This window comes from Achromobacter sp. UBA4530 (assembly GCF_002388205.1).
GTDB lineage: Bacteria > Pseudomonadota > Gammaproteobacteria > Burkholderiales > Burkholderiaceae_B > Achromobacter > Achromobacter animicus.
Map to the genome: position 1 here is coordinate 438,661 of NZ_DGMA01000007.1, position 23,216 is coordinate 461,876.

The window sequence follows — 23,216 nt, forward strand, 5'->3', positions numbered from 1 at the left end:
CCCATTTCATGCGTCACGCACACCATCGTCATGCCGTCCTTGGCCAGGCCCTTCATCACCTGAAGCACCTCGCCCACCATTTCCGGATCCAGCGCGCTGGTCGGCTCGTCGAACAGCATGACGGGCGGTTGCAGCGCCAGCGCGCGCGCGATCGCCACGCGCTGCTGCTGCCCGCCGGACAGCGATCCCGGATAGGCATCGATCTTGTGCGCCAATCCCACACGGTCAAGCAGGCTGCGCGCCAGCTCCACGGCCTCCTTGCGGGGCTGCTTGCGGATGTTCACGGGCGCGAAGATCACGTTTTCCAGCACGCTCATGTGCGGAAACAGGTTGAACTGCTGGAACACGAAGCCGATCTTCTGGCGTAGCGCATTCAGGTTGGCGCCCTTGCCGTAGATGTCCGCGCCGTCGATCAGGATGCGGCCCTTTTCGATGGGTTCCAGCCGGTTGATCGTGCGGATCATCGTGGACTTGCCGGACCCCGACGGTCCACACACCACCAGCACCTCGCCGCGCGCCACCGACAGGTCCACGTCCTTGAGCACATGATGCTCGCCGTACCACTTGTTCACTTTCTCGAGTTTGATCATGTTTTTGTTCCTTTAAGCCATGGCCCGCGTGCGGCGGATGCGCAGGTCCAGCCAGCTCAAGCCACGGCTCAGGCTGAAGCACACGATGAAGTAGATGATGGCCAGAATGCCGAACACCTGCAGCGGCTGGGTCAGCACCAGGTTGTTGACCTGGTTGGCGGCAAACGTCAGCTCGTTGACGCTGATGACGTAGCCCAGCGAGGTTTCCTTGACGGTGGACACGAACTGGCTGGTCATGCTGGGCAGCACGTTGAACAGCGCCTGCGGCAGCACCACCTTGCGCATCGTCGTCCAGTAGCCCACGCCCAGCGAGCGCGAGGCCTCGATCTGCCCGCGCGGCACCGCCTCGATACCCGAACGGATGACCTCGGACAGGTAGGCGCTTTCGTACACCACCAGGGCAAAGATCAGCGTCCAGAAGCCGCTGACCACCTGGCCGGTGATCTTGGGCACCACGAAGTAGGCCCAGAAAATCAGCATCAGCAGCGGCATGCCGCGCACCACATTGACCAGCGCCTTGCTGGCCGTGCGCAGCCACCCGTAGGGACTCACCCGGGCCAGCGCGATCAAGAGCGCCAGCGGCAGGGACATTGCCAGACCCAGCGCGGCCAGGATGAGCGTCAGGGCCAGTCCGCCAAGCGGACCGTTGGGGTATTGGCCCACCAGCAGCGTGGGCCAGTATTGCATCAGGAGATCAAGCACCATTGCCTCCGCGGTTCAGACGATAACGGGCGTAGATGCGAGATCCGAGCGCCATGATGAGGAACGATCCCAGCAGGTACATGATCGTCGCCGCGCCGAAGGTGGCGAAGGTGCGGTAGGTCTCGTTCTCGATTTCCCGCGCCTGGTAGGTCAGCTCCATCACGCCGATCGCCATGGCCACGCTGGTGTTCTTGAAGAGCAGCAGCGCGCGTCCGACCAGCGGCGGAATGGAGATGCGCAGCGCCTGCGGCACGATGACAAAGCGCATGCATTGCAGGTAGCTGGCGCCCAGCGCGCGGGCGGCCTCGAACTGGGTGCCGGGAATGGCGCGCAGGCCGCTGCGGATGTCTTCGGCGATGTAGGCGGCCGACCCCAGCGCCAGCGCGATCGCGGCCAGCGACATTTCGGCGTTGTGCGCATACAGCCACATGCGGAATCCTTCGGGCAGCAGCTCGGGCATGCCGAAGTACCAGAACAGCACCTGCACCAGCAGCGGCACATTGCGGTGGTATTCCACATAGGCGTCGACCACCCAGCGGCATGGCGCCAGGTTTGTGGCGCGCACCACCACCAGCGTCACCGCGATGGAAAACGCCATCACCCAGGCAACAAGAAACAGTTGCACGGTGACCGCCATGCCGCTGAGCAGCAGCTGGTATTGGGAAGCGTCTAGAAAGCTCATAAACCTGTCAATCTCCTGCGTTCGGGCGCGCAACGCCAAGCATCACGGCTTCCCGCGCATCGCCTTGCAAGACGCGGGAAGCCGTGACGGATACTGGCGAACGGCAGCGCTCGGGTCGGCCCCTTAGCCGGCGATCGGGCCGATCTTGAAGCCGCGCTCCAGCTTGTAGGGGGTGTCGGGGCCAAACCACTTGTCGAACAGCTTGGCTGCCGCACCCGAGGTTTCGGCCTCGTCCAGCGCCTGGTTCACCGTTTCCAGGAATCGCGGCTCGGACTTGCGCACGCCCAGGCCCCACGGCTCATCGAACACGGCCTTGCCGATAACAGTGACGGGCGCGGTGGGCGGGCTTTGCAGCACCAGTCGCGCCAGCACCAGCTCCGACGCAAACTGCGCGTCCACCTTCTTCTGCTGCAGCGCCAGGTACGTGGCCGAGCTGTCGCCGTAGCCGATGACCTGCGACTTGTCGAGAATGCGCTTGATCTCGCGCTCGGAGCTGGAACCCTTGGTCGCGCCGATGCGGCGGCCGTTCAGGGCTTCGATCGAGTCCAGGCCCGAATCCTTGCGCACCATCAGCTTTTGCGGGCTGACGTAGTACGCGTGGCTGAAGGCGATCTGCTGCGCGCGGTCGGGCGAATAGCCCAGGTTGGCCGCCAGGATGTCCACGCGCCCTTCGTTCAGTTCCGGCACGCGCGCCGCCACCGACAGCAGCTTGTAGTTGACCTTGACGCCCAGCTTGTCGGCGACGAGCTTGCACACGTCCACGTCATAGCCCACCAGCTGGCGCGTCGCGCCGTCCTGGAAGCTGAACGGCTGCGACGTGCCCAGCGTGCCGCAAACCAGCTCGCCGCGCGCCTTGATGTCGTCAAGCTGGTCGGCGTGGGCAATTCCGCCCGCGGCCAGCGAAGCCAGGGCCAGGCTGGCGGCGATGAGAGTGTGACGCTTCATGGTTCATTCCCCTTGAATGGTTGTTAGGTGTACAGACTGGCGATGACGCCGTATGGGTGCGAAAGCGTGGCCCGTCAGGCCAACTTGGCGCAGGCCTCGCGGATGGCCGCGCATCCCTGCCGGATATCGTCCAGCGAGGCGGCAAACGACAACCGGAACGTGCCGGGCGCGCCGTAGGCATGGCCGTCGATAACCGCCACGCCGGCTTCGCGCAGCAGGTAGTGCGTGAGGTCCGTGTCGCTGGCGATCACGTCGCCGGCCGGCGTCTTCTTGCCCAAGAGGCCCGAGCAGTCCGGAAAGACATAGAACGCGCCCTGCGGCACGACGATGTCCAGGCCCGGCGCGCCGGACAATTCGGCGATCGCCAGGTCGCGGCGCTCGCGGAATACCTTGGCGAACTCCACGACGCAGTCCTGCGGACCCGTCAGCGCTTCCAGCGCGGCCGCCTGGCTGACCGACGAGGCGCCCGACGTGCTTTGCGACTGCAGGATCGCCATCGCCTTGATCAATTCGTCGGGACCGGCGCCGTAGCCGATGCGCCAGCCCGTCATGGCATAGGCCTTGGATACGCCATTGACGACCAGCGTGCGGGCGGACAGTTCCGGCGCCACTTGCAGCGGATGCACCGTCGGTTCGCCGGTGAAATTCAGGCGCGCGTAGATGTCGTCGGTCATCAGCCAGACGTGCGGATGACGCGCAAGGACCTCAGTCAGACCACGCAGTTCGTCCGCGCTGTAGACCGAGCCCGTCGGGTTGCTGGGGGCATTCATCATCAGCCACTTGGTGCGAGGCGTGATGGCGCGTTCCAGGGCCTCGGGCGTCACCTTGTAATCGGTGGCGGGCGACGTTTCCACGGCCACCGGCACGCCGCCGTTGACCAGGACCATGTCCGGGTACGACACCCAGAACGGCGCGGGGATCAGCACTTCGTCGCCGTCGTTCAGCGTCGCGGCCAGGCCATTGAAGATCACCTGCTTGGCGCCGGTGCTGACGATGACGCGCGACGCCGGGTATTCCACGCCGGTCGCTTCCCGCAGATGGACGGCGGCGGCCTTGCGCAGGGCCACCGTGCCCTGCGCCGGCGGGTACTTGGTTTCGCCGCGGTTCATGGCGGCGGTGGCGGCCTGGCGGATGTGTTCGGGCGTCGAAAAATCCGGTTCGCCGATGGTCAGGTCGATGATGCGGCGGCCCTGCTCGCGCAGTTCCGCAATGATGGCGCGCGCGGCGACGCTGGGCGACAGCTTGATGCGCTTGATGCGGTCGGCAACGATGCTCATTTTGCCGCTCCCATCTTTTCCGCCAGCGTCTTTTCCAGCCACGGCTTGGTGTACGTGCCGGCGCGCAGCTTTTCCTTGGCCACGGCTTCGTCGGCTTCCTTCTTCAGCGCCAGCGCCAGCACGGCGCTGGCGTGTTCGGCGGGAATCACCACCACGCCGTCGGCATCGCCCACGACCACGTCGCCGGGGTTGACCACCTGGCCGCCGACCGACACGGGCACATTGATCTCGCCCGGGCCGTCCTTGTAGGGCCCCTTGTGCGACACGTCGCGCGCAAAGCAGCCGAATTCGCCCTGGGCGAACACGTCCGCATCGCGCACCGCGCCGTCGATCACGAAGCCTTCGATGCCGCGCGACTGCGCATCCATCATCATCAGTTCGCCAACCAGCGCGTTGCTGGTGTCGCCCGAGCCGTCCACGACGATCACGTCGCCCGCGCCGCCCAGCGAAATCGCCTTGTGGATCATCAGGTTATCGCCCGGACGGGTCTTGACCGTGAGGGCCACGCCCACCGTGCGGCGTGCGCCGTTATGCAGCGGACGCAGGCCCGACACGCCGTACAGGCGATTCATGCAGTCGCTGATCTGGGCCGAGCCGATGCTGGCAAAACCGGCCAGCACGTCGGCGGCGACGGCCGTCTCGGGCCGGGAAAGAATGCGATATCCGATGGGATTCATAAGGAAAGTCAGGTGTGAATGCAGGAAGCGTTGAAGCGAACCTGCATTACAAAGCCGCGCAAGCCTTTCCTCAAAACGATATAAATTCCCAGCGATCCACGAATTTTTTTCGTGGATTATGCGGTTTAAGGGTTATCCCTTATTCCTGCATCAATGCTCAATCATCCCCGCTGCCGGATCCGCTGCGGGCTTCCGACAACGCGACAGTCAGGTGCATGACCTTCTTCTTGAGCTGATCGCGTTCATCGGTCAGCTTGGCCAGCAACTGGCGCAGCCGCGCGATTTCCGCCGGCATGTCCGCGATGTTTTCAATAGGTTCTTCCGGCGGCGCCTCGCGCGGCGGCGGCGCCTTGGCCTGCCGGACCTCCCGGGCGGCCTGCTGCAGCTCCTTGCGCCCGCCTGCAACGGCGGCGGTCTGCCGCTCGGCCGGCAGCGACGCCACGGCCGCCGCGGCGTTGATGGAGATGGCGCCTTCCTTCACCGCACGCACCAGTTCCGGCGCCGCGGACTTCTGGATCTTTTCGATCTGATTGAGGGTATTGCTGCTGATGCGGGCGGCGCGCGCCAGCGCCTGGCGGCTGGGGACGGCGGGCTTCCAATCGGGATTGGCATGCCCGCGCATCGGCGCGGCGCTGGCCCCGGGCGCGTCCTCGTCCCAAGGCGGGGAATCGTCCGCCGGCCCACCGTCGGCCGGCGTACCGTTGACCGGCGATCCTTGGCCGCCGCCGTCCAGCCCACCTTCGGCCGCACCGCCCGCTTCCGGGCCGGTGCGCGCCAGCAGGATTTCCTTCTTGCGAAGCGCCAGCACCCCGCGCTGGAAGTCCGACACGCTGCGCCGGCCCAGATGGTTCTCGATCATCCACAGATGCACGTCGTCCATGGACTTGAAGTGCGGATGCTGAATCGTCTGGAACGGGATGTTGTGTTTGACGCAGATGGCGTAACGGTTGTGCCCGTCGATCAGCAGGTCGCCCCACAGCACCAGGGCGTCGCGGCACCCCTCGGCCAGCAGGCTGCGCTCCAGCGCGGCGTGTTCGTCCTCGGTCAGCGGGTCTATATAGGCACGCAGGCCTTCGTCTACTCTGATTTCCATGGTGTCCAAATAAAGTCGGGCGGCGCCCTACGCCAGCCCCTGTCCGCGCAGCACGTCCTGGATCGCGGCCAGGCGCGCCACGGGGTCCGTCAGGCCCAGCAGCGTTGCCTTGTCGTCCGGAGGCAGCGGCAAGAGTTCGCACCAGCGGTTTGCCACCCAGCCGCAATCGTCCAGCCGGAACGGCGGCGCCAGCGGCATTCTTTCGGCGGGCACGCCGTCCTGCTGCCACTGCGCCACCAAGCGCCCCAGCGCATCGGCGCTGGCCTGCATGGCCGCGGGCACCGGCGTGGGCGGGTCATCGGCAATGGGCTCGGCCTCGCCCATCCAAAGGCCGTATTTTGCCACCTCGCTGGACCGGAGCCGAAAGCGCGAGGTGCCCCGGCACCGGATTTCCAGCAAGGCCGGCATGGGCGCCTCCCAGGTTTCGACCCGCGCCATGGTGCCCACGGGCGACAGCGTCTCGACGCCCTCGGGCGAGCGGACCTCGCTGCCGGCCAACAGGCCCACGATGCCGAACTCGGTGTTGTCGGCGATGCTGCGCCGGATCATGTCCAGATAGCGGACCTCGAAGATGCGCAGATGCACCACGCCCGCGGGAAACAGCGCATTGGACAGCGGAAACAAGGGAATCAGCGACATGGCCGCCTCCTGGTCATTTCACGTGGAAGGCATCGTCCACGGGCACCTGCAGGGCCGTCGCCAGCGCGTTGGTCTGCGACGCCATCGCCATCACCGCCAGCAGTTCGGCGTGCTGGCCATCAGTCATGCCTTTGGCCCGGGCCGAGGCCGTGTGGGAATGGACGCAATACGAGCAGCCATTGGCGGTGGACACCGCGATGTAGATCATTTCGCGCACCAGCGGCGAGAGCTCGCCCTCGGCCATCATCACCGTCTTGAGCTGCTCCCAGACGCTGCGCATCCGCGGGGGATCGTTGGCCAGCGCCCGCCAGAAGTTGTTGACGAAGTCCGACTTGCGCGTGGCGCGGATGTCCTCGAACACCGCCCATGCCTCGGGACTTCTGCGGATCTCGTCATCGCTCAGCAGCCTTACCGTGCTCATTGCACCGCTCCATCGTGAAAAAACACATCGGACCACCGCATCGCGGCGGCCGCCTTTTGACCCGTCCAGGAACGCAGCCGGCCGCTCAAGTGTTTCGGCCGTCGTACGGAATGCGGGTCAGCGAATTCAGGTCGACGTTTTCCAGGCAACGCACGTTGACCGCCGCCGTTTCCTTGCCTTCTGCGCCGACCCCGAACCCGAAGGGCGCACAGCCGCAGTTGGCGCAGAAATGGTGCGAGATCACGTGCTTGTTGAAGGTGTACGTCGACATGGACTGCGAGGACGACGTAATGCGCAGCGCGGCGCGCGGCACGAACCACAGCAGATAGCCCTTGCGGCTGCAGTGCGAGCAGTTGCATTCCAACACCTGCGACACATCGCCATCGACTTCATAGGCGATCTGCCCGCAGTGGCAGCTTCCTTGTTGCATGGATTGTCTCCCGGCCGTAATCGGATCAGACTCCCATCATAGGCCTGCCCCGCCCGCCTTGCCCATGCGGACGCACCGCACCCCAGCCCCAACCCCACCCCCGGCCACGCACGGAGCCATCATGCCCCAGTTATCCGCATACCTCAGTTTTGACGGCAACTGCGCCGAGGCCATGCGCTTTTACGAACGCGTGCTGGGCGGCCGCCTTGACGCGCTGGTCCGCTACGCAGATGCACCGCCCGATGCGGCCATGCCGGTGCTGTCGGACGAGGACGCCGGGCGCATCATGTACGCCCGCCTGACGCTGGACGAACAGACCTTGCTGGGCAGCGACGCCACTGCCGGCCATCCCTACCCCGGCAATCGCGGGGTGGCGCTGGCGCTGGTCTATCCCACCGTGTCGGATGCGCATCGCGTGTTCGAGCACCTGGCCGAAGGCGGCAGCGTCACGATGCCGCTGCAAAAGACTTTCTGGGCCGAAGCCTACGGCGCGCTGGTCGACCGGTATGGCACGCGGTGGATGGTAAGCGGCGGCCGCATGAGTCACTGAGCGCCCCGCACCCTTCCTAACCGCCCGGCCGGTGCGCCGCCAGCACGTCGTGCAGCGACTGCGCGGCGCCTTGCAGCACCGGCACCGCGCGCAACAGATCGTCCAGCATCACCCGCGCGGTCGGCGCGTGGCAGGCCACCGCCGCCACCACGCGGTCCTCGCCGTCGCGCACCGGCACCGCCACCGCGCTCATGCCGCGCACGAACTCCTCGTTGTCGATGCCGATGCCGCGCACGGCCAGCCGCTCCAGCTCGGCGTCCAGCTTGGCCGGGTCGGTGAACGTGCGCGGCGTATTGCGCGTAAGCGGCAGGCGCGCCAGCACGTGGCTGCGCTCCAGGCGGTTCATCGACGCCAGAAACAGCTTGCCGCTGGCCGTGCAATGCATGGGCACGTGGCTGCCCACGGCAAAGAACAGGCGTAGGGGCTCGGACGTCTCGACGCGTTCCATGTAGACGACCTGATCGCCGTCCGGCGCGGTCAGGTTGCACGTTTCGCCCAACGTGCCCACCAGCTTGGTCAGCACCGCGCGGCATGCGCGCGTGAAGGCGCTGGCGCGCAGCGTGGCCAGCGCCAGCGATGTCGCCTGCGGACCCGTCACGAAGCCGTTTTCAGTCGGGGTGGCGGCCACAAAGCCCGCGCGCTGCATGGCGGCCAAGAGGCGCATCAGCGTGGTCTTGGGCATGTCGAGCCGTTGCGCCAACTGCGCGAGCGTGGGCGGATGCTGCGCGCGGGCCAGGTGATCCAGCACCAGCAATGCCCGCAGCGAACGGGCGGCTTCCTGGTGCCCGCCGCTGTCATCGGACCGGCCGTCGGCCGCCTGTTCCGATGCTGCACTGCGATTTTGAAACCGACGCTGCATGTTCTGTTCCATTTGTCTGCCCCAGCGCGTGTTGTGCTTTGTTCTGTGTGCGCGCTTCCTAGAATCGCCTCAGATGCCGGCCTGGTCCGCATTGCGGAGCGCGAGCCGGTCGGACCTGCCGAACAATATAAGGGAGACCGCGCGGATATGTCCGATACCGTCGATTACATCGTGGTGGGCGCCGGCTCGGCCGGATGCGTGATGGCGAACCGGTTGAGTGCGGACGGCGCGCACTCGGTGTGCCTGCTGGAGGCCGGTCCCAAGGACACCTATCCGTGGATCCACATTCCGATCGGCTACGGCAAGACGATGTTCCACAAGGTGGTGAACTGGGGCTTCTACACGGACCCGGATCCCAACATGCTGGACCGGCGCATCTACTGGCCGCGCGGCCGCACGCTGGGCGGCTCCAGCGCCATCAACGGCCTCATCTACATCCGCGGCCAGCGCGAAGACTACGACGCGTGGGCGGCGGCCGGCAACGCGGGCTGGGGCTGGGACGACTGCCTGCCGTGGTTTCGCAAGCTGGAAAACAACGACCTGGGACCCGGCCCCACCCGCGGTACCGAGGGTCCGCTGAACGCCACGTCCATCAAGACGCCGCATCCGCTGGTGGAAGCGCTGATCGCCGCCGCGGGCAAGCTGGGCGTGCCGCACGTGCGCGACTTCAATAGCGGCGACCAGGAAGGCGTGGGCTATTACCAGCTGACCACGCGAAACGGCCGCCGCTGCTCCACCGCCGTGGCTTACCTGCGCCCCGCGCAGAGCCGCCCCAACCTGCGCATCGAGACCGATGCGCACGCGATGGCCGTGCTGTTCGAAGGCAGCCGCGCCTGCGGCGTGCGCTACCGGCAAGGCGGCCAGGTCCGCACGCTGCGCGCCCGGCGCGAAGTCGTGCTGTGCGCGGGCGCCCTGCAATCGCCGCAACTGCTTCAGCTATCCGGCGTCGGGCCCGCCAGCCTGCTGCGCGAGTTCGGCATCGGCGTCGTGCGCGACCTGCCCGGTGTGGGCGAAAACCTGCAGGATCATCTTCAGATCCGCCTGATCTACGAGACCACCCGCCCCATCACCACCAACGACCAGTTGCGCAGCCTGACCGGCCGAGTGCGCATGGGGCTGCAATGGCTGCTGCTGCGCAGCGGTCCGCTGGCCGTGGGCATCAATCAGGGCGGTCTTTTCTGCCGCGTCGATCCGGCCAGCCGCACCCCCGACACCCAGTTCCATTTCGCGACCCTGTCCGCCGACATGGCGGGCGGCAAGGTGCATCCGTTTTCCGGCTGCACCTATTCGGTGTGCCAGTTGCGCCCGACCTCGCGCGGCCGGGTGCGCCTGCGCAGCACGGACCCGTTCGAGGCGCCGTCCATGCAGCCCAATTACCTGTCGACGGACCTGGACCGCCGCATGGCGGTGGCCGCCGTGCGGTATGCGCGCCAGGTCGCCGCGACCGAGCCGCTGGCCGGCCTGATGAAACGTGAGTTCCGGCCCGGCCCGGACGTGCACACGGACGACGAGATCCTGCACTTCTGCCGCGAATATGGCGCCACCATCTTCCACCCGTCAGGCACGGCGAAGATGGGACCGCGCAGCGATCCGCTGGCCGTCGTGGACGAGCGCCTGCGCGTGCACGGCGTGTCGGCGCTGCGCGTGGTGGATTGCTCGATCATGCCCACGCTGGTTTCGGGCAACACCAACGCGCCGGTCGTGATGCTGGCCGAGCGCGCGGCGGATTTCATGCTGCAGGACGTGCGGCAGGCGCGCGCGCAAGTCCTGCACACGCCCCCCCGGATGGAGATGACGGACCCCGGCTAGGAAACCCATATCGCAGACAGACCCGGCCGCGGCAGCGCAGATTGCCAGGCCGACCCACCAAAGGAGACTGGACATGGCCAAGCAAAACGAAGCGGCGGTGCGCAAAGTCGTCACCGCCTCGCTGATCGGCGCCACCATCGAGTGGTACGACTTTTTCCTGTATGGCGTCGTCGCCGGCATCGTATTCAACAAGCTGTACTTTCCCACCGGGGACCCGCTGGTCTCGACCATGCTGGCGTACACGACGTTCGCCGTCGGCTTCGTCACGCGCCCGCTGGGCGGGCTGATCTTCGGCCACTTCGGCGACCGCATCGGCAGAAAGAGCATGCTGGTGATGACGCTGATGATCATGGGCATCGCGACCTTCCTGATCGGTCTGGTGCCCACGTACGACATGATCGGCATCTGGGCGCCGATCCTGCTGCTTCTTTTGCGCGTGTTCCAGGGCATCGGGCTGGGCGGCGAATGGGGCGGCGCGGTGCTCATGGCCTATGAGTACGCGCCGCCGGAGAAAAAAGGCTTTTACGCGTCGTTGCCGCAGATCGGTCTGGCGATCGGGCTGTGCCTGGCGTCGGGCACGGTGGCGCTGCTGTCCGTTCTGCTGACCGACGAGCAGTTCATGGCGTGGGGATGGCGCATCGCCTTCCTGGCGTCCGCCGCCATGGTGGCCGTGGGCATGTACATCCGGCTCAACATCAAGGAAACGCCGGAGTTCACGGCAGTCAAGGCGCAGAATGCCGAAAGCCGCATCCCGTTCATGGACATGATGCGGCGCTATCCCGGCAACGTCGTCAAGGGCATGGGCGCACGCTATATCGACGGCGTGTTCTTCAACGTCTTTGGCGTGTTCTCGATCTCGTTCCTGACGCAGTCGGTCAAGATCACGCGGACCGAGGCGTTGATCGGGGTGATGGCGGCGGCGCTGGTGATGTGCTTCTTCATCCCCTTCTTCGGCCGCCTGTCCGACCGCATCGGCCGCACGCGCGTGTACTTCTGGGGATCGCTCATCACCGCCGCGGCGTCGTTCCCCGGCTTCTGGATGATGATCAACAGCGGCGGCAACGTGATGCTGATCTGGCTGGCCATCATCATTCCGTTCGGGATCCTGTATGCCGCCATCTACGGCCCGGAGGCCGCGCTGTTCTGCGAGCTTTTCGACGCCAAGGTGCGCTACACCGGCATCTCGTTCGTCTATCAGTTCTCCGGCATCTTCGCGTCCGGCATCACGCCCATCATTGCCACCGCCCTGCTCAAGACGGGCGGCGGGCAGCCGTGGCTGATCTGCCTGTACGTGCTCTTCGCGGGCGTGGTGTCGGCGTTCTGCGCGTGGCTGATCGGGCGCGGCAAGCAACCGGTGGAACTGGACGGCGCGGGTCAGCCGTCCATGCCGCGGGCGGGGCTGCGCAAGGCGTAGCCGGCGGGCGGGCCCCGATGGGCGGTGCGCGCAGGGGCCCGGGCCGTCGCCGTTCGGGTTCGGCGCGGCCCGCCCCGCTCAGTCCAGCGCTGCCTGCGGCGGCTGCTGGGCCGGCCAGCCGCCACCCAGCGCCTTGAACAGCGTCGCCAGCGCCGCCTGGCGCTGGGCGCTGACGTCGATATAGGCGATCTGATCCGTGTACGCGCTGCGCTGCGCGTCCAGATAACGCAGATGACTGTCGACGCCGCCGCGATAGCGCGCCTCGGACAACTGCATGGCGATCTGGCTGGATTGCGCCAGCGCCAGGCGCGAGGCCTCTTCGCGGCGCAGCGTCTCGGTGGCCACCAACGCGTCGGACACCTCGCGGAACGCCGTCTGGATCGTCTTTTCATACTGCGCCACGGCGATGTCCTTGCGCACGGAAGCCAAATCCAGATTGGCCACATTGCGCCCGCCGGCAAAGATCGGCAGCGTGATCTGCGGCGTGAACGACCAGGCGCGCTGCCCGGATTCGAACAGGCCCGACAGGTCCGCGCTGGAACTGCCGAACAGCCCGGTCAGCGAAATGCTGGGAAAGAACGCCGCCCGCGCCGCGCCGATGCTGGCATTGCGCGCCTGCAACTGATGTTCGGCGGCCAGGATGTCGGGGCGGTTTTCCAGCAGCGCCGACGGCGCGCCCGCCGCGATCTCCTGCACCAGCATCGGGGCATCGGCCGTGCGCGCCGGCAGGTACGGCGACAGGTCGCTGATCCCCACCAGCAGGCCGAGCGCATTCCCGGCCTGGCGGACCTCGCGGTCCATGCGTTCCAGTTCCGCGCGCGACTGCTCGGTCAGGCCCAGCGCTTCCTGGTAGTCCAGCGCGGTGGCCGTGCCCGCCTGGCGGCGCTTGACGATCAGTTCCAGCGACGACTCGCGGCTGGCCAGCGTCTGGCGGGTGACATCCAGGCGGCGCTGCGCGCTGTCGCGGGCCACATAGGCCTGGATCACCTCGGCCACCAGGCTGATCTGCGCGCTGCGCGCCGTGGCCTCGGTCGACAGGTACTCCTGCAACGCCGCGTCCGACAGGCTGCGCACGCGGCCGAACAGGTCCAGTTCAAAGGCGGTGAGGCCCAGGCCGGCCTGGTAGCTGCTTTGCACCGCCGACTCGCCGGTGGTGTTCAGGTCGCCGGGGACGCGCTGGCGCGTGCCCGTGCCCTGCGCATCGATGCCGGGCAGCCGGTCGGCCCGCGTGATCTGATACTGCGCCCGGGCCGCCTCGATGTTGAGCAGCGACTGGCGCAAGTCGCGATTGTTGGCCAGCGACAGCTCGACCAGCTTGCGCAAGGCGTCGTCGGTGACGAAGGACTGCCAGTCCAGCGTCGCCGCCGCGGATTCGCCGGGGCCGGTCGATGCCAGGCTCCAGTTGTCACCGACGGGGGACGCCGGACGTTCGTAGACGGGCGCCAGCGAGCAGCCCGCCAGCGCCGCGGTCAGCAGCAGCGTGGACATCCGCAGGGGAAAGAAGGTCTGCAACATGAATTACTCCTGCACCGTGCGCGGCGTGGCATCGGGGGTAGGCGAGGACTTGGGAGAGTCTTTGCCCCGCTTGCGCTGCACCAGCGACAGCACCCACACGAAGAAGATGGGGACGAAGATCACGCCCAGCAGCGTGGCGGTCAGCATGCCGCCGATCACGCCCACGCCCAGCGCGCGCTGGCTGGCCGCGCCCGCGCCGGAGGCCAGGGCCAGCGGCACGACGCCCAGGATGAACGCCAGCGACGTCATGACGATGGGACGGAAGCGCAGCTTGGCGGCCTGGATGGCGGCGTCGGCCAGCGAATGCCCCTGTTCGCGCAGGCTCTTGGCAAACTCCACGATCAGGATGGCGTTCTTGGCCGCCAGCCCGATGATGGTGATGAGCCCCACCTTGAAATACACGTCGTTCGGCATGCCCAACACTGTCACCGCCAGCACCGACCCCAGCGCGCCGATCGGCACGATCAGCATCACGGACGCCGGAATCGACCAGCTTTCATACAGCGCAACCATCAGCAGGAACACCACCAGGAACGCCAACGCGAACAGCATGGGCGCCTGCGACCCGGCAAACTTCTCCTGGTACGACAGGCCCGTCCACTCGTAGCCGATGCCTTCCGGCAGCCCCGCCACGATGCGCTCGATCTCAGCCATCGCCTGGCCGGTACTGCTGCCGGGCATGGCGTCACCCGCGATCTTGAAGGCCGGGTAGCCGTTGTAGCGGGAGATCTGCACGGGGCCGTTCTCCCAGTCCGTCTTCACGAACGCGCTCAGCGGAACCATGCCGCCCGTTTTGTTGGGCACGTTCAGTTGCAGGATGCTCTCCGGCGTCATGCGGTCACGTACGTCAGCCTGCACCACCACGCGCTGCAAGCGTCCTGCGTTGGCAAAGTCATTGACCGTGGCCGACCCATAGGCCGCCGAGATTGCCGTGCTGATGACGTCAAAGCCCACGCCCAGCGCCTCGGCCTTCTCGCGGTCGATGTCCAGGCGCAACTGCGGCGCGTCGGCCAGGCCTTCCATCATGGCGTAGGCGATCACGGGCGAGCTGTTGGCCTGCGCCAGCAGCTGGTTGCGTGCGTCGGTCAGCGCCGCACGGCCCAGTCCGCCCCGGTCCTGTAGCCGCAGCGCGAAGCCGCCCGAATTGCCCAGGCCTTCGATGGGCGGCGGGTTGACGGCCATGACCGCGCCGTCGTCGATCACTGCAAATTTCGCGTTGACGCTATCCGCCACGTCGGTGGCCGATTGGCCCTCGCCGCGCTCGGACCAATCCTTGAGCGTGGGGAATGCAATGCCCGCGTTCTGGCCAGTGCCCGAAAAGCTGAATCCCATGACGGTGAAGGCGTCGCCCATCGCGTCCAGCGACAGCAGGTGCTGTTCGACGTCGGCCACCACCTTGTCGGTGCGCATGTGCGTCGCGCCCGGCGGCAGTTGCACGTCAACGATGACGTAGCCCTGGTCTTCCGGCGGAACGAACGATTCGGGAACGCGCACGTACAGCACGGCCAGCACCGCGACGATGGCCGCGTAGATGACCATGTAGCGGCCCGTGCGGCGCACCAGGCGCGTATTCAGCGCCTCGAAGCGGCCCGTCAGGCGGTTGAAGACGCGATTGAACCAGCCGAAGAAGCCCTTCTTTTCGTCGTGATGGCCCTTGGGGATGGGCTTGAGGAACGTGGCGCACAGGGCCGGCGTGAACGTCAGGGCCAGGAAGCCCGAGAACAGGATCGACACGGCCAGCGACAGCGAGAACTGCTGATAGATCACGCCGACGGAACCGCTCATGAAGGCCAGCGGCAGGAACACGGCAGACAGCACCAGCGTGATGCCGACGATGGCGCCGGACACCTGCTCCATGGCCTTGACCGTGGCTTCGCGCGGCGACAGCCCTTCCTCGGCCATGATGCGTTCGACGTTCTCGACCACGACGATGGCGTCGTCCACCAGAATGCCGATGGCCAGCACCATGCCGAACATGGTCATCATGTTGACCGAAAAGCCCAGCACCGACATCACTGCAAACGTGCCCAGCAGACATACCGGCACCACGATCGTCGGAATCAGCGTGTAGCGGAAGTTCTGCAGGAACAGGAACATCACCAGGAAGACCAGCACCATCGCTTCCAGCAGCGTGTGCACCACCTTCGTGATGGCTACGCTGACGAACTTGGACGTGTCGAACGGCACCGAATATTCAACGTCCTCGGGGAACGAGGCCGACAATTCTTCCAGGCGCGCGTTCACGGCCTTGACCGTGTCGATGGCGTTGGCGCCCGGCGCAAGCTGCACCGCCGCACCCACCGACTTCTTGCCGTTCAGGCGTGTTTCGAAGTCGTAGCTCTGGCGTCCCACTTCCAGACGCGCCACGTCGGCCAGGCGCACGGACGAGCCGTCCGGGTTGGCGCGCAGCACGATGCGCCCGAATTCGTCCGGATTGTCCAGGGTGCCCTTCACGGCCAGCGTCGCGGTCAGCTCCTGCTCGGGCGCGCCGGGGCGGCTGCCAAAACTGCCGGCCGGCACCTGCACGTTCTGCGCGGCAATCGCGGCGTTCACATCTGCCACCGACAAGCCCAGGCCCAGCAGCTTCTGCGGGTCGATCCACACGCGCATGGCGGCTTCGGCGCCGAAGAACTGCACCTTGCCCACGCCGTTCACGCGGCGGATTTCGTTATTGATGTGGCGTGCGGCGTAGTCGGACAGGCCGACCACGTCCTTGTTCGCGTCATCGCCCTTGTACGTCAGGGCGTAGATCATCAGGAAGTTCGAGCTGGCCTGCTCGACCTGCAGACCCTGCTGCGTCACGGCAGACGGCAGACGCGCCTCGGCCTTCTTGATGCGGTTCTGCACGTCCACCTGCGCCAGGTCGGGGTCCGTGCCCGGCTGGAACGTGACGGTGATTTCGGCGCTGCCGCTCGAGCTGCTGGACGACTCGTAATACAGCATGTTCTTCGCGCCGTTCAGCTCTTCCTCGATGACGCTGGTCACCGAATCGACCAGCACCGTCGCGGACGCGCCCGGATAGGTGGCGGCGATGGTCACCTGCGGCGGCGCGACCACCGGAAACTGCGACACGGGCAGCGACGGAATCGCCAGCAGCCCCGCGAGCGAGATGAAGATGGCCACCACCCAGGCGAAATTGGGGCGGCCAATGAAAAACTTGGACATGGTCTAACCTCGGATTTGCGCGCGATTCATGAGGGCCGCTTATTGCTTGGCGGACGCGGCGGCACCGCCGGCGGCGGCCACCTTGGGCTCGCTCACGGGCGTCACGCTGACTTTCTGGCCAGGCACGGCGGCGCTGACGCCGCCCACGATCACCCGGTCGCCGGCGGCAAGGCCTTCGGTGATGTGCCAATCGCCGCCGCGCATCGTGCCGGTCTGCACCGCGCGGGTCTCCACGACGTCGTCCGCGCCGACCACCAGCACCTGCGGCTTGCCATCGGTGCTGCGCGTGACGGCGCGCTGCGGAACCAGGATCGCTTCCGGATCCACGCCCTGGTGCGTGCGCACCCGGACATACATGCCCGGCAACAGCAGCACGTCAGGATTGGCGAACTCGCCGCGCAGGGCCACCTGGCCGGTGCTGCGGTCCACGGCAATGTCCGAGAACAGGAGGCGCCCTTCGCGCTGCTGGTCGGTGCCGTCGATCGTGATGGAGATGCTGGCGCCCTCGCCTTCGCCCAAGCTGCCGTTCTGCATGGCCGCGCGCATGCGCAGCATGTCGCCGACGGGCTGGTTGAAGTCCACGTAAACCGGGTCCAGTTGCTGGATCGTCGCCATCGGCGTGGCCTCGTTCTGGCCCACCAGCGCGCCTTCGGTCACTTGCGCACGTCCGATGCGGCCCGAAATGGGCGCCTTCACGGTGGCGTAGTCCAGATTGAGCTGCGCGGTCTCGACATCGGCCTGGGCCGAGCGGCGCGCGGCCAACGCGCTCTTGAGCGTGGTGTTGGCCGTGTCGAAATCCTGCTGACTGACGGCTTCGATCTTGACCAGGGGCGTGTAGCGCTTGACCACGGCCTGCGCGTCGGACACGGCGGCCTGGGCCTTGGCCAGCTCACCTTCCGCACGTGACAAGGCCGCCTTGAACGGCGCCGGGTCAATGCGGAAGAGCACGTCGCCGGCCTTGACGTCCGCACCTTCCACGAAGTTGCGGCTCAGCACGATGCCGGCCACGCGGGCACGAACCTCGGCCACGCGCATGGGTTCGACCCGGCCGGGCAGCTCGCTGATCAGCGTGTAGCGCTGGGGCTGCACTGCCACCGCCTGGACCGGACGCGGCCCCGCCGCCTGCGGCTCACCGCCATCGGACCCGCCGCAACCGGCCAAGACGATTGCCGTCGCCAACACCGCCAGGGGCAGCCGCCATGCTTGATTGACCTTCATTCACTACCCCCGCGCTGCGCGTTTTGAATTCAAAGAGACGCCGATGCTACCTGAAAGGACGATTTGAATCAATATTGATTCATTTGCTGCTTTCAGGCTTAAATCTGACGACTCACAAGTCTTTACTTGATAAATTCGCGGAAGTTTGTACAAAGTGAATCGCCCGTGATCCAATACCGGCCCAGGGATAACCACAAATGGGGAGGAGGCAATGTCTGAAGAGGCAGGCCACGAACGGCTGCTGGTCGCGTTGGCGTTGGCGATGGTGGATCAGCCGCGCGCAACCTTGCAGGAGCTGGCCAAGGCGGTCGGCGTCAGCAAGGCGACCTTGTACCGGTTCTGCAAGACCCGGGATCAGCTGGTGCTGCGCCTGATGACGCATTGCGCGCAGGTCATGAAGCAGGCACTGGCGGATTCGCACCTGGACACCGCCCCGCCCCGCACGGCGCTGCGCAGCCTGATCGAACAGCACCTGGCGCACAAGGAATTGACGGCGTTCCTGATCTACAACTGGAAGCCCGACACGGAACTTGAGCCGGACATCATGAACAGCTGGTCCGGCTATCAGGAAACCCTGGATGCATTCTTTTTGCGTGGTCAGCGCGAAGGCGCGTTCCGCGTGGACATGACCGCCGCCGCGCTCAGCGAACTCCTGATCGGAATCATCACCAGCATGGTGGACGCCGAGCGGCGCGGCCGGATTGCGCGGATGGGCATCGCGCAGGTGGCCGAACAGATGATGCTGCACGGCATCTCGGCCTAGCCCGCGGTTGTGCGGAAGTGACGCGGAGCGAGGCCCCGCGCCTGTTTACGCTGCCGTCACCGGACGGCCATAAAACGGATAGTTCGGATCGTTGTAGCCGTGCGCCGAGGCATGGCCCGGCGTCACCCACTCGTTCACGACCGTTTCGTCCTCGGGCGTGATCGTCACGTCCAGCGCCGCGTAGTAATCGTCCATCTGCGCCAGCGTACGCGGACCCGCGATAACGGCAGTGATGACCGGATTGGCCAGCACCCACGCCGTTGCGAAATGGCCCGGCTGCACGCCGCGCGCGGCGCTGTGCTGCACCAGCTTTTGTGCGATCTGCAGCGATTCCTCGCGGAATTCGGTCGCCAGGATGCGGCGGTCGCCGCGTCCGGCGCGCGTATCCGCCGCGGGCGCCTGTCCCGGCAGGTACTTGCCCGTCAGCACGCCGCGCGCGATCGGGCTGTACGGCACCACGCCCAACCCGTAATGCTTGCATGCCGGCAGGATCTCGACTTCGGGTCCGCGGTTCAGCATGTTGTAGTACGGCTGGCACACCACCGGTTGCGGCACGCCGAGTTTTTCGCATAGACGCATCACCTCGGCGATGCGCCAGCCGCGAAAGTTCGACAGCCCGAAGCTGCGCAGCTTGCCCGCGCGGATCAGGTCGCCCAGCGCCCACAGCGCTTCTTCCAGGTTTTCTTCGTGGTAGTCGCGATGCAGGTACAGGATGTCCATGAAATCCGTGCCCATGCGCGACAGGCTCTGCTCCACCCCGCGGATCAGCCACTGGCGCGAGTAGTGCGCCAGATTTGGTCCCTTGCCGACGGGATTGCCGATCTTGCTGGCCAGCACCCAGTCGTGGCGCTGCCCCTTGAGCAGCTTGCCCACGACCTCTTCCGACCGGCCCTCGTTGTAGACGTCGGCGGTATCGATGAAATTCAGGCCGTGATCGCGTGCCGACGCAACGATGCGCGCCGCTTCGTCATCAGGCGTCTGCTCCCCGAACATCATCGTGCCCAGGCAGAGCGGCGACACCCGGAGATTGCTGGTTCCCAGTCGGCGGTAATTCATGGCGTGGTTCCTTGATCGGATGAAGGGATAAGGCGTGGCCGCGCGTCACCGCGCAGCCGAACGCCACATCTTGCCCGAAAAAACCTGACATGCCGCAAAACCCGGACGAGGATTGGGGTGTCAGACACCGGAATCGGTCTTACTGGTGTCAGACACCGGAATCAGTCTTACCGGTCTTAGACACCCGCTTCCACCGCCGCCAGGATCTTCCCGAACAGCGCGTCCGCATGAGCGGAATTCAGCCAGCGCACGATCACGACCATCTTGCGTTCCGGTTCCACCCACGTGAACGAGCTGCCCGCGCCCACGCCGAAGAAGCTGGACGACGGCACGCTGGGAAACACCTTGCCTTCGTGGTTCAGCCAGATCAGATAGCCGTAGTACGGGGCGATGTCGCACGGGGTGCGCATCGCCTGCAGCCATTCGCGCGACAGGATCTGCTTACCATTGGCCTGACCGTCGTTCAGCAGCATCTGGCCGATCAGCGCCTGGTCCTTGGCGCTGATGGACATGCCGCCGCCCCAGTGCGAGCCGCCGGGCACCGACGGCATGCGCTGGCCGTCGATCTCGACCCAGGCATTGTCGTAGCCGACCCATTGCCAATCCTCGCTGCAGCCGATCGGCCGCGTGACGGCCTCGCGGAACACTTCCGGCAGCGGCTTGCGGAACAGATGCAGCAACGCGTACGACAGCTGATTGATGCGGACGTCGTTGTATTCCCAATACGTGCCGGGTTCCTGCAGCGGACGCGCATCGCCCTTCTTGCCGTCGGGCGGTACACCGAACGTGACGGCGCGATAGCGGTCCGCCTGGTCCGACACGCCGAAGCGTTCGCCTTCCCATTCGCTGGTCTGCTGCAGCAGATGGCGCCACGTGATCGACGCATTGCGGCCTTCGTCAAAGCCGATGCCCGGCACGCGCTTGCCGACGGGTTCGTCCACGTCCGGCAGCAGGCCGCGGTCATGCGCCACGCCGGCCAGGATGGCCAGGTACAGCTTGGCGACGCTGAACGTCAGGTCGGCGCGGTCCGGCTCGCCCCACTCGGCCACCGTCTTGCCGTCCACCACGACCACGCCGGACACCGGCCCGCGGTCATGGATGGGGCCGAGCAGGCGGTTCCAGGGCGGCGGATCGTTCAGGTGCACGCCGAAATTGCCTTTGACGCTGCGGTCCCAGGTCGATTCGTGGTCGTTGGCGAACTGGATCGCCTGCTGCATGAGCGTATTCATCGGTTCCCTCGTTGTTGTGTGTTCATTGCCCCGCACGTTCCGGCACGCGGGTCAGGTATTCCATGGCCGCCTGCAACCCGCCCGAGCGGTGCGGGACGCCGGCCGCTGCCAGCCCCATCTCCACGCCCGCCAGCGTGCCGCATAGCGTCAGATCGTTGAAGTGGCCCAGATGGCCGATGCGGAAGATGCGGTCGGACAGCTTGCCCAGCCCCTGCCCCAGCGACATATCGAAGCGGTCCAGGATGACCTTGCGCAGCGCGTCGGCGCTATGGCCTTCCGGCATCAGCACGGCGGTCAGCGCCGGGCTGTGCGCGGCCGGGTCCACGCTCAGCAGCTCCAGCCCCCAGCCCGCCACCGCCAGGCGCGTGGCGCGGGCATGGCGTTCGTGACGCGCGAATACCTGCGGCAGCCCTTCAGCCGCCAGCATCGCCAGCGCCTCGTGCAGGCCGTACAGCAGGTTGGTCGACGGCGTATACGGAAAGTACCCCTTGGCATTGGGCCCGAGCATCTCGCGCCAATCCCAGTACGACCGCGGCAGAAGCGCGGTCTCGGCCGCCGCCAGCGCGCACGGCCCCACCGCGTTGAACGACAGGCCCGGCGGCAGCATCAGGCCTTTTTGCGAACCGGCCACCGTCACGTCCACGCCCCATTCATCGTGGCGGTAGTCGATGGAGCCCAGCGAAGAAATCGTGTCGACCATCAACAGCGCCGGATGACCGGCCTGGTCGATGGCGGCGCGCACCGCGGCGATGTCGCTGGTGACGCCGGTGGAGGTCTCGTTGTGCACCACGCACACGGCCTTGATGCGGTGCTGCGAATCTTCCGAAAGCCGCGCGCCAATCACGCCGGCATCGACCGGATGACGCCAGTCGCCCTCGATGTAATCCACTTCCAGCCCCAGCCGCCCGGCAAGCTTGCGCCACAGGCTGGCGAAGTGGCCGGTCTCGACCATCAGCACACGATCGCCCGGCGACAGCGTGTTGACCAGCGCAGCCTCCCACGCGCCGGTGCCCGACGCCGGAAAGATCACGACGGGCGACTCGGTCTGGAAGATGTGCTTCAGGCCCGACAGCACCGCCTTGCCGAGTTCACCGAACTCCGGTCCGCGGTGATCGATAGTGGGCAGGTCGATGGCGCGCAGGACCCGGTCGGGCACGTTGGTGGGACCGGGAATCTGCAGGAAATGCCGGCCGGACGGGTGGGTGTTCAGCGTGAGCATGCGTGGCCCCAATGTGGACGGTTTGTATACCAAGGCAGCTTTGCGCGGCGGTCAGGCAGCGCAGGGCGGCCTGGCGGACTTGCGGCATGCGTCACTCTATCCCATTGTTTTTACGTCGATAACCTAGGGTATACACCCATCAAAACCGCAGCAAAGACAGGTTTATAGTCTGCGAAAACAAGGGGAATTTTTGTATACCAATGCGCAGCGATCCTAGCTTCTCGCCGGATCATGCCGAGGCCGTTGCCTCGTCCGATCTCACGCCCGATTCCGCGCCGACAGCCGCTCGCGCCGTCGGCGACGGGCGCACGCTGGCGGGATCGGCGGCCGGATCGCTACGCGAACGCATCATCCAGGGCGAGTTCCCGCCCGGCACCCGGCTGAACGAACGCGCCCTGTGCGACCTGCTGGGCGTGTCGCGTACCCCGCTGCGCGAAGCGTTCCGCCTGCTGGCCGCCGAAGGCCTGGTGCAGATCGAACCGAACCGCGGCGCGCAGGTGGTGGCGCTGTCGGACGCCAATATCCGCGAGGCCTTCGAAGTGATTGGCGGCCTGGAGGCCATGTCGTGCCGGTTTGCGTGCGAGCGCGCAACGGACGTCGAGATCGCCGAGATCCGCGCGCTGACCTACGAAATGATGGCCAGCCACGCGCGCCACGATCTACCGACGTACTTTCGCGTCAACCGCGAGATCCACGAACGCATCAGCCTGGCCGCGCACAACAGTTTGCTCAAACAGCTTTACGACGCGCAGAACGCGCGGATCCAGAACCTGCGCTTCGTCTCGAACGAAGACCGGCAGAAATGGGATCTGGCGATGCGCGAACACATAGAAATGGCGGAGGCCCTTGCCGCGCGCGACGCGGACCGGCTGGCAGCCATCATGCGGCAGCACCTGCAGCGCAAATGCGACGCGGCGCTCAAGAGCCGGAGCGAGACGATAGATACGCAACACATGTAGTGTC

Annotated in this window: 22 protein-coding genes; 5 read left to right on the forward strand and 17 right to left on the reverse strand. The window is 66.3% G+C overall.

The window, feature by feature from the left end; genetic code table 11:
- The 10 genes from B2W22_RS06310 to B2W22_RS06355 form a co-directional block, all read right to left on the reverse strand.
- Nucleotides 1-590 (reverse strand): amino acid ABC transporter ATP-binding protein (locus tag B2W22_RS06310; RefSeq protein ID WP_286936660.1); only part of this gene is annotated, 590 nt, incomplete at its 3' end.
- Nucleotides 591-602: 12 nt separating this feature from the next.
- Nucleotides 603-1,292, reverse strand: coding sequence for an amino acid ABC transporter permease (locus tag B2W22_RS06315; protein WP_175122014.1), 690 nt, complete (start codon nt 1,290-1,292; stop codon nt 603-605).
- The gene (locus tag B2W22_RS06320) at nt 1,285-1,974 is read right to left on the reverse strand and encodes an amino acid ABC transporter permease (protein ID WP_286936661.1); all 690 of its coding nucleotides are present in this window, start codon (nt 1,972-1,974) and stop codon (nt 1,285-1,287) included. Before B2W22_RS06320 ends, B2W22_RS06315 begins: the two co-directional genes overlap by 8 nt.
- Before the next feature lie 123 nt (nt 1,975-2,097).
- Nucleotides 2,098-2,919: an ABC transporter substrate-binding protein gene (locus B2W22_RS06325; RefSeq protein WP_175121789.1), complete on the reverse strand. Its 822-nt coding sequence runs from the start codon at nt 2,917-2,919 to the stop codon at nt 2,098-2,100.
- A 74-nt stretch (nt 2,920-2,993) separates the two neighbouring features.
- Complete coding sequence (locus B2W22_RS06330) at nt 2,994-4,196, reverse strand: aminotransferase class I/II-fold pyridoxal phosphate-dependent enzyme (protein WP_286936664.1); 1,203 nt, start codon at nt 4,194-4,196, stop codon at nt 2,994-2,996.
- Entirely contained in the window at nt 4,193-4,873 is a 681-nt protein-coding gene (locus tag B2W22_RS06335) for an RraA family protein (protein ID WP_175136690.1), read from the reverse strand. Before B2W22_RS06335 ends, B2W22_RS06330 begins: the two co-directional genes overlap by 4 nt.
- A gap of 157 nt (nt 4,874-5,030) precedes the next feature.
- Nucleotides 5,031-5,966, reverse strand: coding sequence for a hypothetical protein (locus B2W22_RS06340; RefSeq protein ID WP_175121792.1), 936 nt, complete (start codon nt 5,964-5,966; stop codon nt 5,031-5,033).
- Between the two features lie 27 nt (nt 5,967-5,993).
- On the reverse strand, nt 5,994-6,605 hold the full coding sequence (locus B2W22_RS06345; protein ID WP_175121793.1) for an LON peptidase substrate-binding domain-containing protein: 612 nt from the start codon (nt 6,603-6,605) through the stop codon (nt 5,994-5,996).
- Between the two features lie 13 nt (nt 6,606-6,618).
- Entirely contained in the window at nt 6,619-7,026 is a 408-nt protein-coding gene (locus B2W22_RS06350) for a carboxymuconolactone decarboxylase family protein (RefSeq protein ID WP_175121794.1), read from the reverse strand.
- An 85-nt stretch (nt 7,027-7,111) separates the two neighbouring features.
- Nucleotides 7,112-7,456, reverse strand: coding sequence for a GFA family protein (locus tag B2W22_RS06355; protein ID WP_175121795.1), 345 nt, complete (start codon nt 7,454-7,456; stop codon nt 7,112-7,114).
- Between the two features lie 121 nt (nt 7,457-7,577).
- On the opposite strand from B2W22_RS06355, the gene B2W22_RS06360 reads away from it, so the two are divergent.
- Nucleotides 7,578-8,006: a VOC family protein gene (locus tag B2W22_RS06360; RefSeq protein ID WP_175121796.1), complete on the forward strand. Its 429-nt coding sequence runs from the start codon at nt 7,578-7,580 to the stop codon at nt 8,004-8,006.
- A 16-nt stretch (nt 8,007-8,022) separates the two neighbouring features.
- Here B2W22_RS06360 and B2W22_RS06365 read toward each other — a convergent pair whose 3' ends face one another.
- On the reverse strand, nt 8,023-8,877 hold the full coding sequence (locus B2W22_RS06365; RefSeq protein ID WP_175185415.1) for an IclR family transcriptional regulator: 855 nt from the start codon (nt 8,875-8,877) through the stop codon (nt 8,023-8,025).
- 135 nt (nt 8,878-9,012) lie between these two features.
- Between B2W22_RS06365 and B2W22_RS06370 the strand changes: the two genes are divergently transcribed.
- Complete coding sequence (locus B2W22_RS06370; RefSeq protein WP_286936667.1) at nt 9,013-10,674, forward strand: GMC family oxidoreductase; 1,662 nt, start codon at nt 9,013-9,015, stop codon at nt 10,672-10,674.
- Between the two features lie 73 nt (nt 10,675-10,747).
- Complete coding sequence (locus tag B2W22_RS06375; protein WP_175121799.1) at nt 10,748-12,088, forward strand: MFS transporter; 1,341 nt, start codon at nt 10,748-10,750, stop codon at nt 12,086-12,088.
- A 78-nt stretch (nt 12,089-12,166) separates the two neighbouring features.
- Here B2W22_RS06375 and B2W22_RS06380 read toward each other — a convergent pair whose 3' ends face one another.
- From B2W22_RS06380 to B2W22_RS06390, 3 genes are read right to left on the reverse strand one after another with little or no spacing between them, the layout of a single operon-like run.
- Nucleotides 12,167-13,603 carry an efflux transporter outer membrane subunit gene (locus tag B2W22_RS06380; protein WP_218343635.1) on the reverse strand — a complete coding sequence of 479 codons (1,437 nt, stop codon included), beginning with the start codon at nt 13,601-13,603 and terminating at the stop codon, nt 12,167-12,169.
- A 3-nt stretch (nt 13,604-13,606) separates the two neighbouring features.
- The gene (locus B2W22_RS06385; RefSeq protein ID WP_175185418.1) at nt 13,607-16,768 is read right to left on the reverse strand and encodes an efflux RND transporter permease subunit; all 3,162 of its coding nucleotides are present in this window, start codon (nt 16,766-16,768) and stop codon (nt 13,607-13,609) included.
- 39 nt (nt 16,769-16,807) lie between these two features.
- A complete protein-coding gene (locus B2W22_RS06390) occupies nt 16,808-17,986 on the reverse strand; it encodes an efflux RND transporter periplasmic adaptor subunit (RefSeq protein ID WP_175121802.1) in 1,179 nt (392 codons plus the stop codon).
- Between the two features lie 211 nt (nt 17,987-18,197).
- Here B2W22_RS06390 and B2W22_RS06395 point away from each other — a divergent pair, with 211 nt between their 5' ends.
- Complete coding sequence (locus tag B2W22_RS06395; protein ID WP_175121803.1) at nt 18,198-18,749, forward strand: TetR/AcrR family transcriptional regulator; 552 nt, start codon at nt 18,198-18,200, stop codon at nt 18,747-18,749.
- 45 nt (nt 18,750-18,794) lie between these two features.
- Here the strand turns inward: B2W22_RS06395 and B2W22_RS06400 are convergent, their stop codons facing one another.
- From B2W22_RS06400 to B2W22_RS06410, 3 genes are all read right to left on the reverse strand, one after another.
- Nucleotides 18,795-19,805: an aldo/keto reductase gene (locus B2W22_RS06400; protein WP_175136701.1), complete on the reverse strand. Its 1,011-nt coding sequence runs from the start codon at nt 19,803-19,805 to the stop codon at nt 18,795-18,797.
- A gap of 176 nt (nt 19,806-19,981) precedes the next feature.
- The gene (locus B2W22_RS06405) at nt 19,982-21,034 is read right to left on the reverse strand and encodes a serine hydrolase domain-containing protein (RefSeq protein WP_286936669.1); all 1,053 of its coding nucleotides are present in this window, start codon (nt 21,032-21,034) and stop codon (nt 19,982-19,984) included.
- A 22-nt stretch (nt 21,035-21,056) separates the two neighbouring features.
- Nucleotides 21,057-22,253, reverse strand: a complete 1,197-nt coding sequence (locus B2W22_RS06410) for a pyridoxal-phosphate-dependent aminotransferase family protein (RefSeq protein WP_286936670.1) — start codon at nt 22,251-22,253, stop codon at nt 21,057-21,059.
- A gap of 200 nt (nt 22,254-22,453) precedes the next feature.
- Here B2W22_RS06410 and B2W22_RS06415 point away from each other — a divergent pair, with 200 nt between their 5' ends.
- A complete protein-coding gene (locus tag B2W22_RS06415) occupies nt 22,454-23,212 on the forward strand; it encodes a GntR family transcriptional regulator (RefSeq protein ID WP_175121807.1) in 759 nt (252 codons plus the stop codon).
- The last annotated feature ends 4 nt before the right edge of the window (nt 23,213-23,216 follow it).

Excerpts from the sequence above, each read along its gene's own strand:
- B2W22_RS06370 (WP_286936667.1), top strand. The coding sequence starts at position 9,013 with ATGTCCGATACCGTCGATTACATCGTGGTGGGCGCCGGCTCGGCCGGA.
- B2W22_RS06355 (WP_175121795.1), bottom strand. The coding sequence starts at position 7,456 with ATGCAACAAGGAAGCTGCCACTGCGGGCAGATCGCCTATGAAGTCGAT.
- B2W22_RS06415 (WP_175121807.1), top strand. The coding sequence starts at position 22,454 with ATGCGCAGCGATCCTAGCTTCTCGCCGGATCATGCCGAGGCCGTTGCC.
- B2W22_RS06340 (WP_175121792.1), bottom strand. The coding sequence starts at position 5,966 with ATGGAAATCAGAGTAGACGAAGGCCTGCGTGCCTATATAGACCCGCTG.
- B2W22_RS06360 (WP_175121796.1), top strand. The coding sequence starts at position 7,578 with ATGCCCCAGTTATCCGCATACCTCAGTTTTGACGGCAACTGCGCCGAG.
- B2W22_RS06390 (WP_175121802.1), bottom strand. The coding sequence starts at position 17,986 with ATGAAGGTCAATCAAGCATGGCGGCTGCCCCTGGCGGTGTTGGCGACG.
- B2W22_RS06405 (WP_286936669.1), bottom strand. The coding sequence starts at position 21,034 with ATGAATACGCTCATGCAGCAGGCGATCCAGTTCGCCAACGACCACGAA.
- B2W22_RS06320 (WP_286936661.1), bottom strand. The coding sequence starts at position 1,974 with ATGAGCTTTCTAGACGCTTCCCAATACCAGCTGCTGCTCAGCGGCATG.
- B2W22_RS06380 (WP_218343635.1), bottom strand. The coding sequence starts at position 13,603 with ATGTTGCAGACCTTCTTTCCCCTGCGGATGTCCACGCTGCTGCTGACC.
- B2W22_RS06345 (WP_175121793.1), bottom strand. The coding sequence starts at position 6,605 with ATGTCGCTGATTCCCTTGTTTCCGCTGTCCAATGCGCTGTTTCCCGCG.
- B2W22_RS06330 (WP_286936664.1), bottom strand. The coding sequence starts at position 4,196 with ATGAGCATCGTTGCCGACCGCATCAAGCGCATCAAGCTGTCGCCCAGC.
- B2W22_RS06350 (WP_175121794.1), bottom strand. The coding sequence starts at position 7,026 with ATGAGCACGGTAAGGCTGCTGAGCGATGACGAGATCCGCAGAAGTCCC.
- B2W22_RS06365 (WP_175185415.1), bottom strand. The coding sequence starts at position 8,877 with ATGGAACAGAACATGCAGCGTCGGTTTCAAAATCGCAGTGCAGCATCG.
- B2W22_RS06385 (WP_175185418.1), bottom strand. The coding sequence starts at position 16,768 with ATGTCCAAGTTTTTCATTGGCCGCCCCAATTTCGCCTGGGTGGTGGCC.
- B2W22_RS06395 (WP_175121803.1), top strand. The coding sequence starts at position 18,198 with ATGTCTGAAGAGGCAGGCCACGAACGGCTGCTGGTCGCGTTGGCGTTG.
- B2W22_RS06410 (WP_286936670.1), bottom strand. The coding sequence starts at position 22,253 with ATGCTCACGCTGAACACCCACCCGTCCGGCCGGCATTTCCTGCAGATT.
- B2W22_RS06400 (WP_175136701.1), bottom strand. The coding sequence starts at position 19,805 with ATGAATTACCGCCGACTGGGAACCAGCAATCTCCGGGTGTCGCCGCTC.
- B2W22_RS06335 (WP_175136690.1), bottom strand. The coding sequence starts at position 4,873 with ATGAATCCCATCGGATATCGCATTCTTTCCCGGCCCGAGACGGCCGTC.
- B2W22_RS06325 (WP_175121789.1), bottom strand. The coding sequence starts at position 2,919 with ATGAAGCGTCACACTCTCATCGCCGCCAGCCTGGCCCTGGCTTCGCTG.
- B2W22_RS06375 (WP_175121799.1), top strand. The coding sequence starts at position 10,748 with ATGGCCAAGCAAAACGAAGCGGCGGTGCGCAAAGTCGTCACCGCCTCG.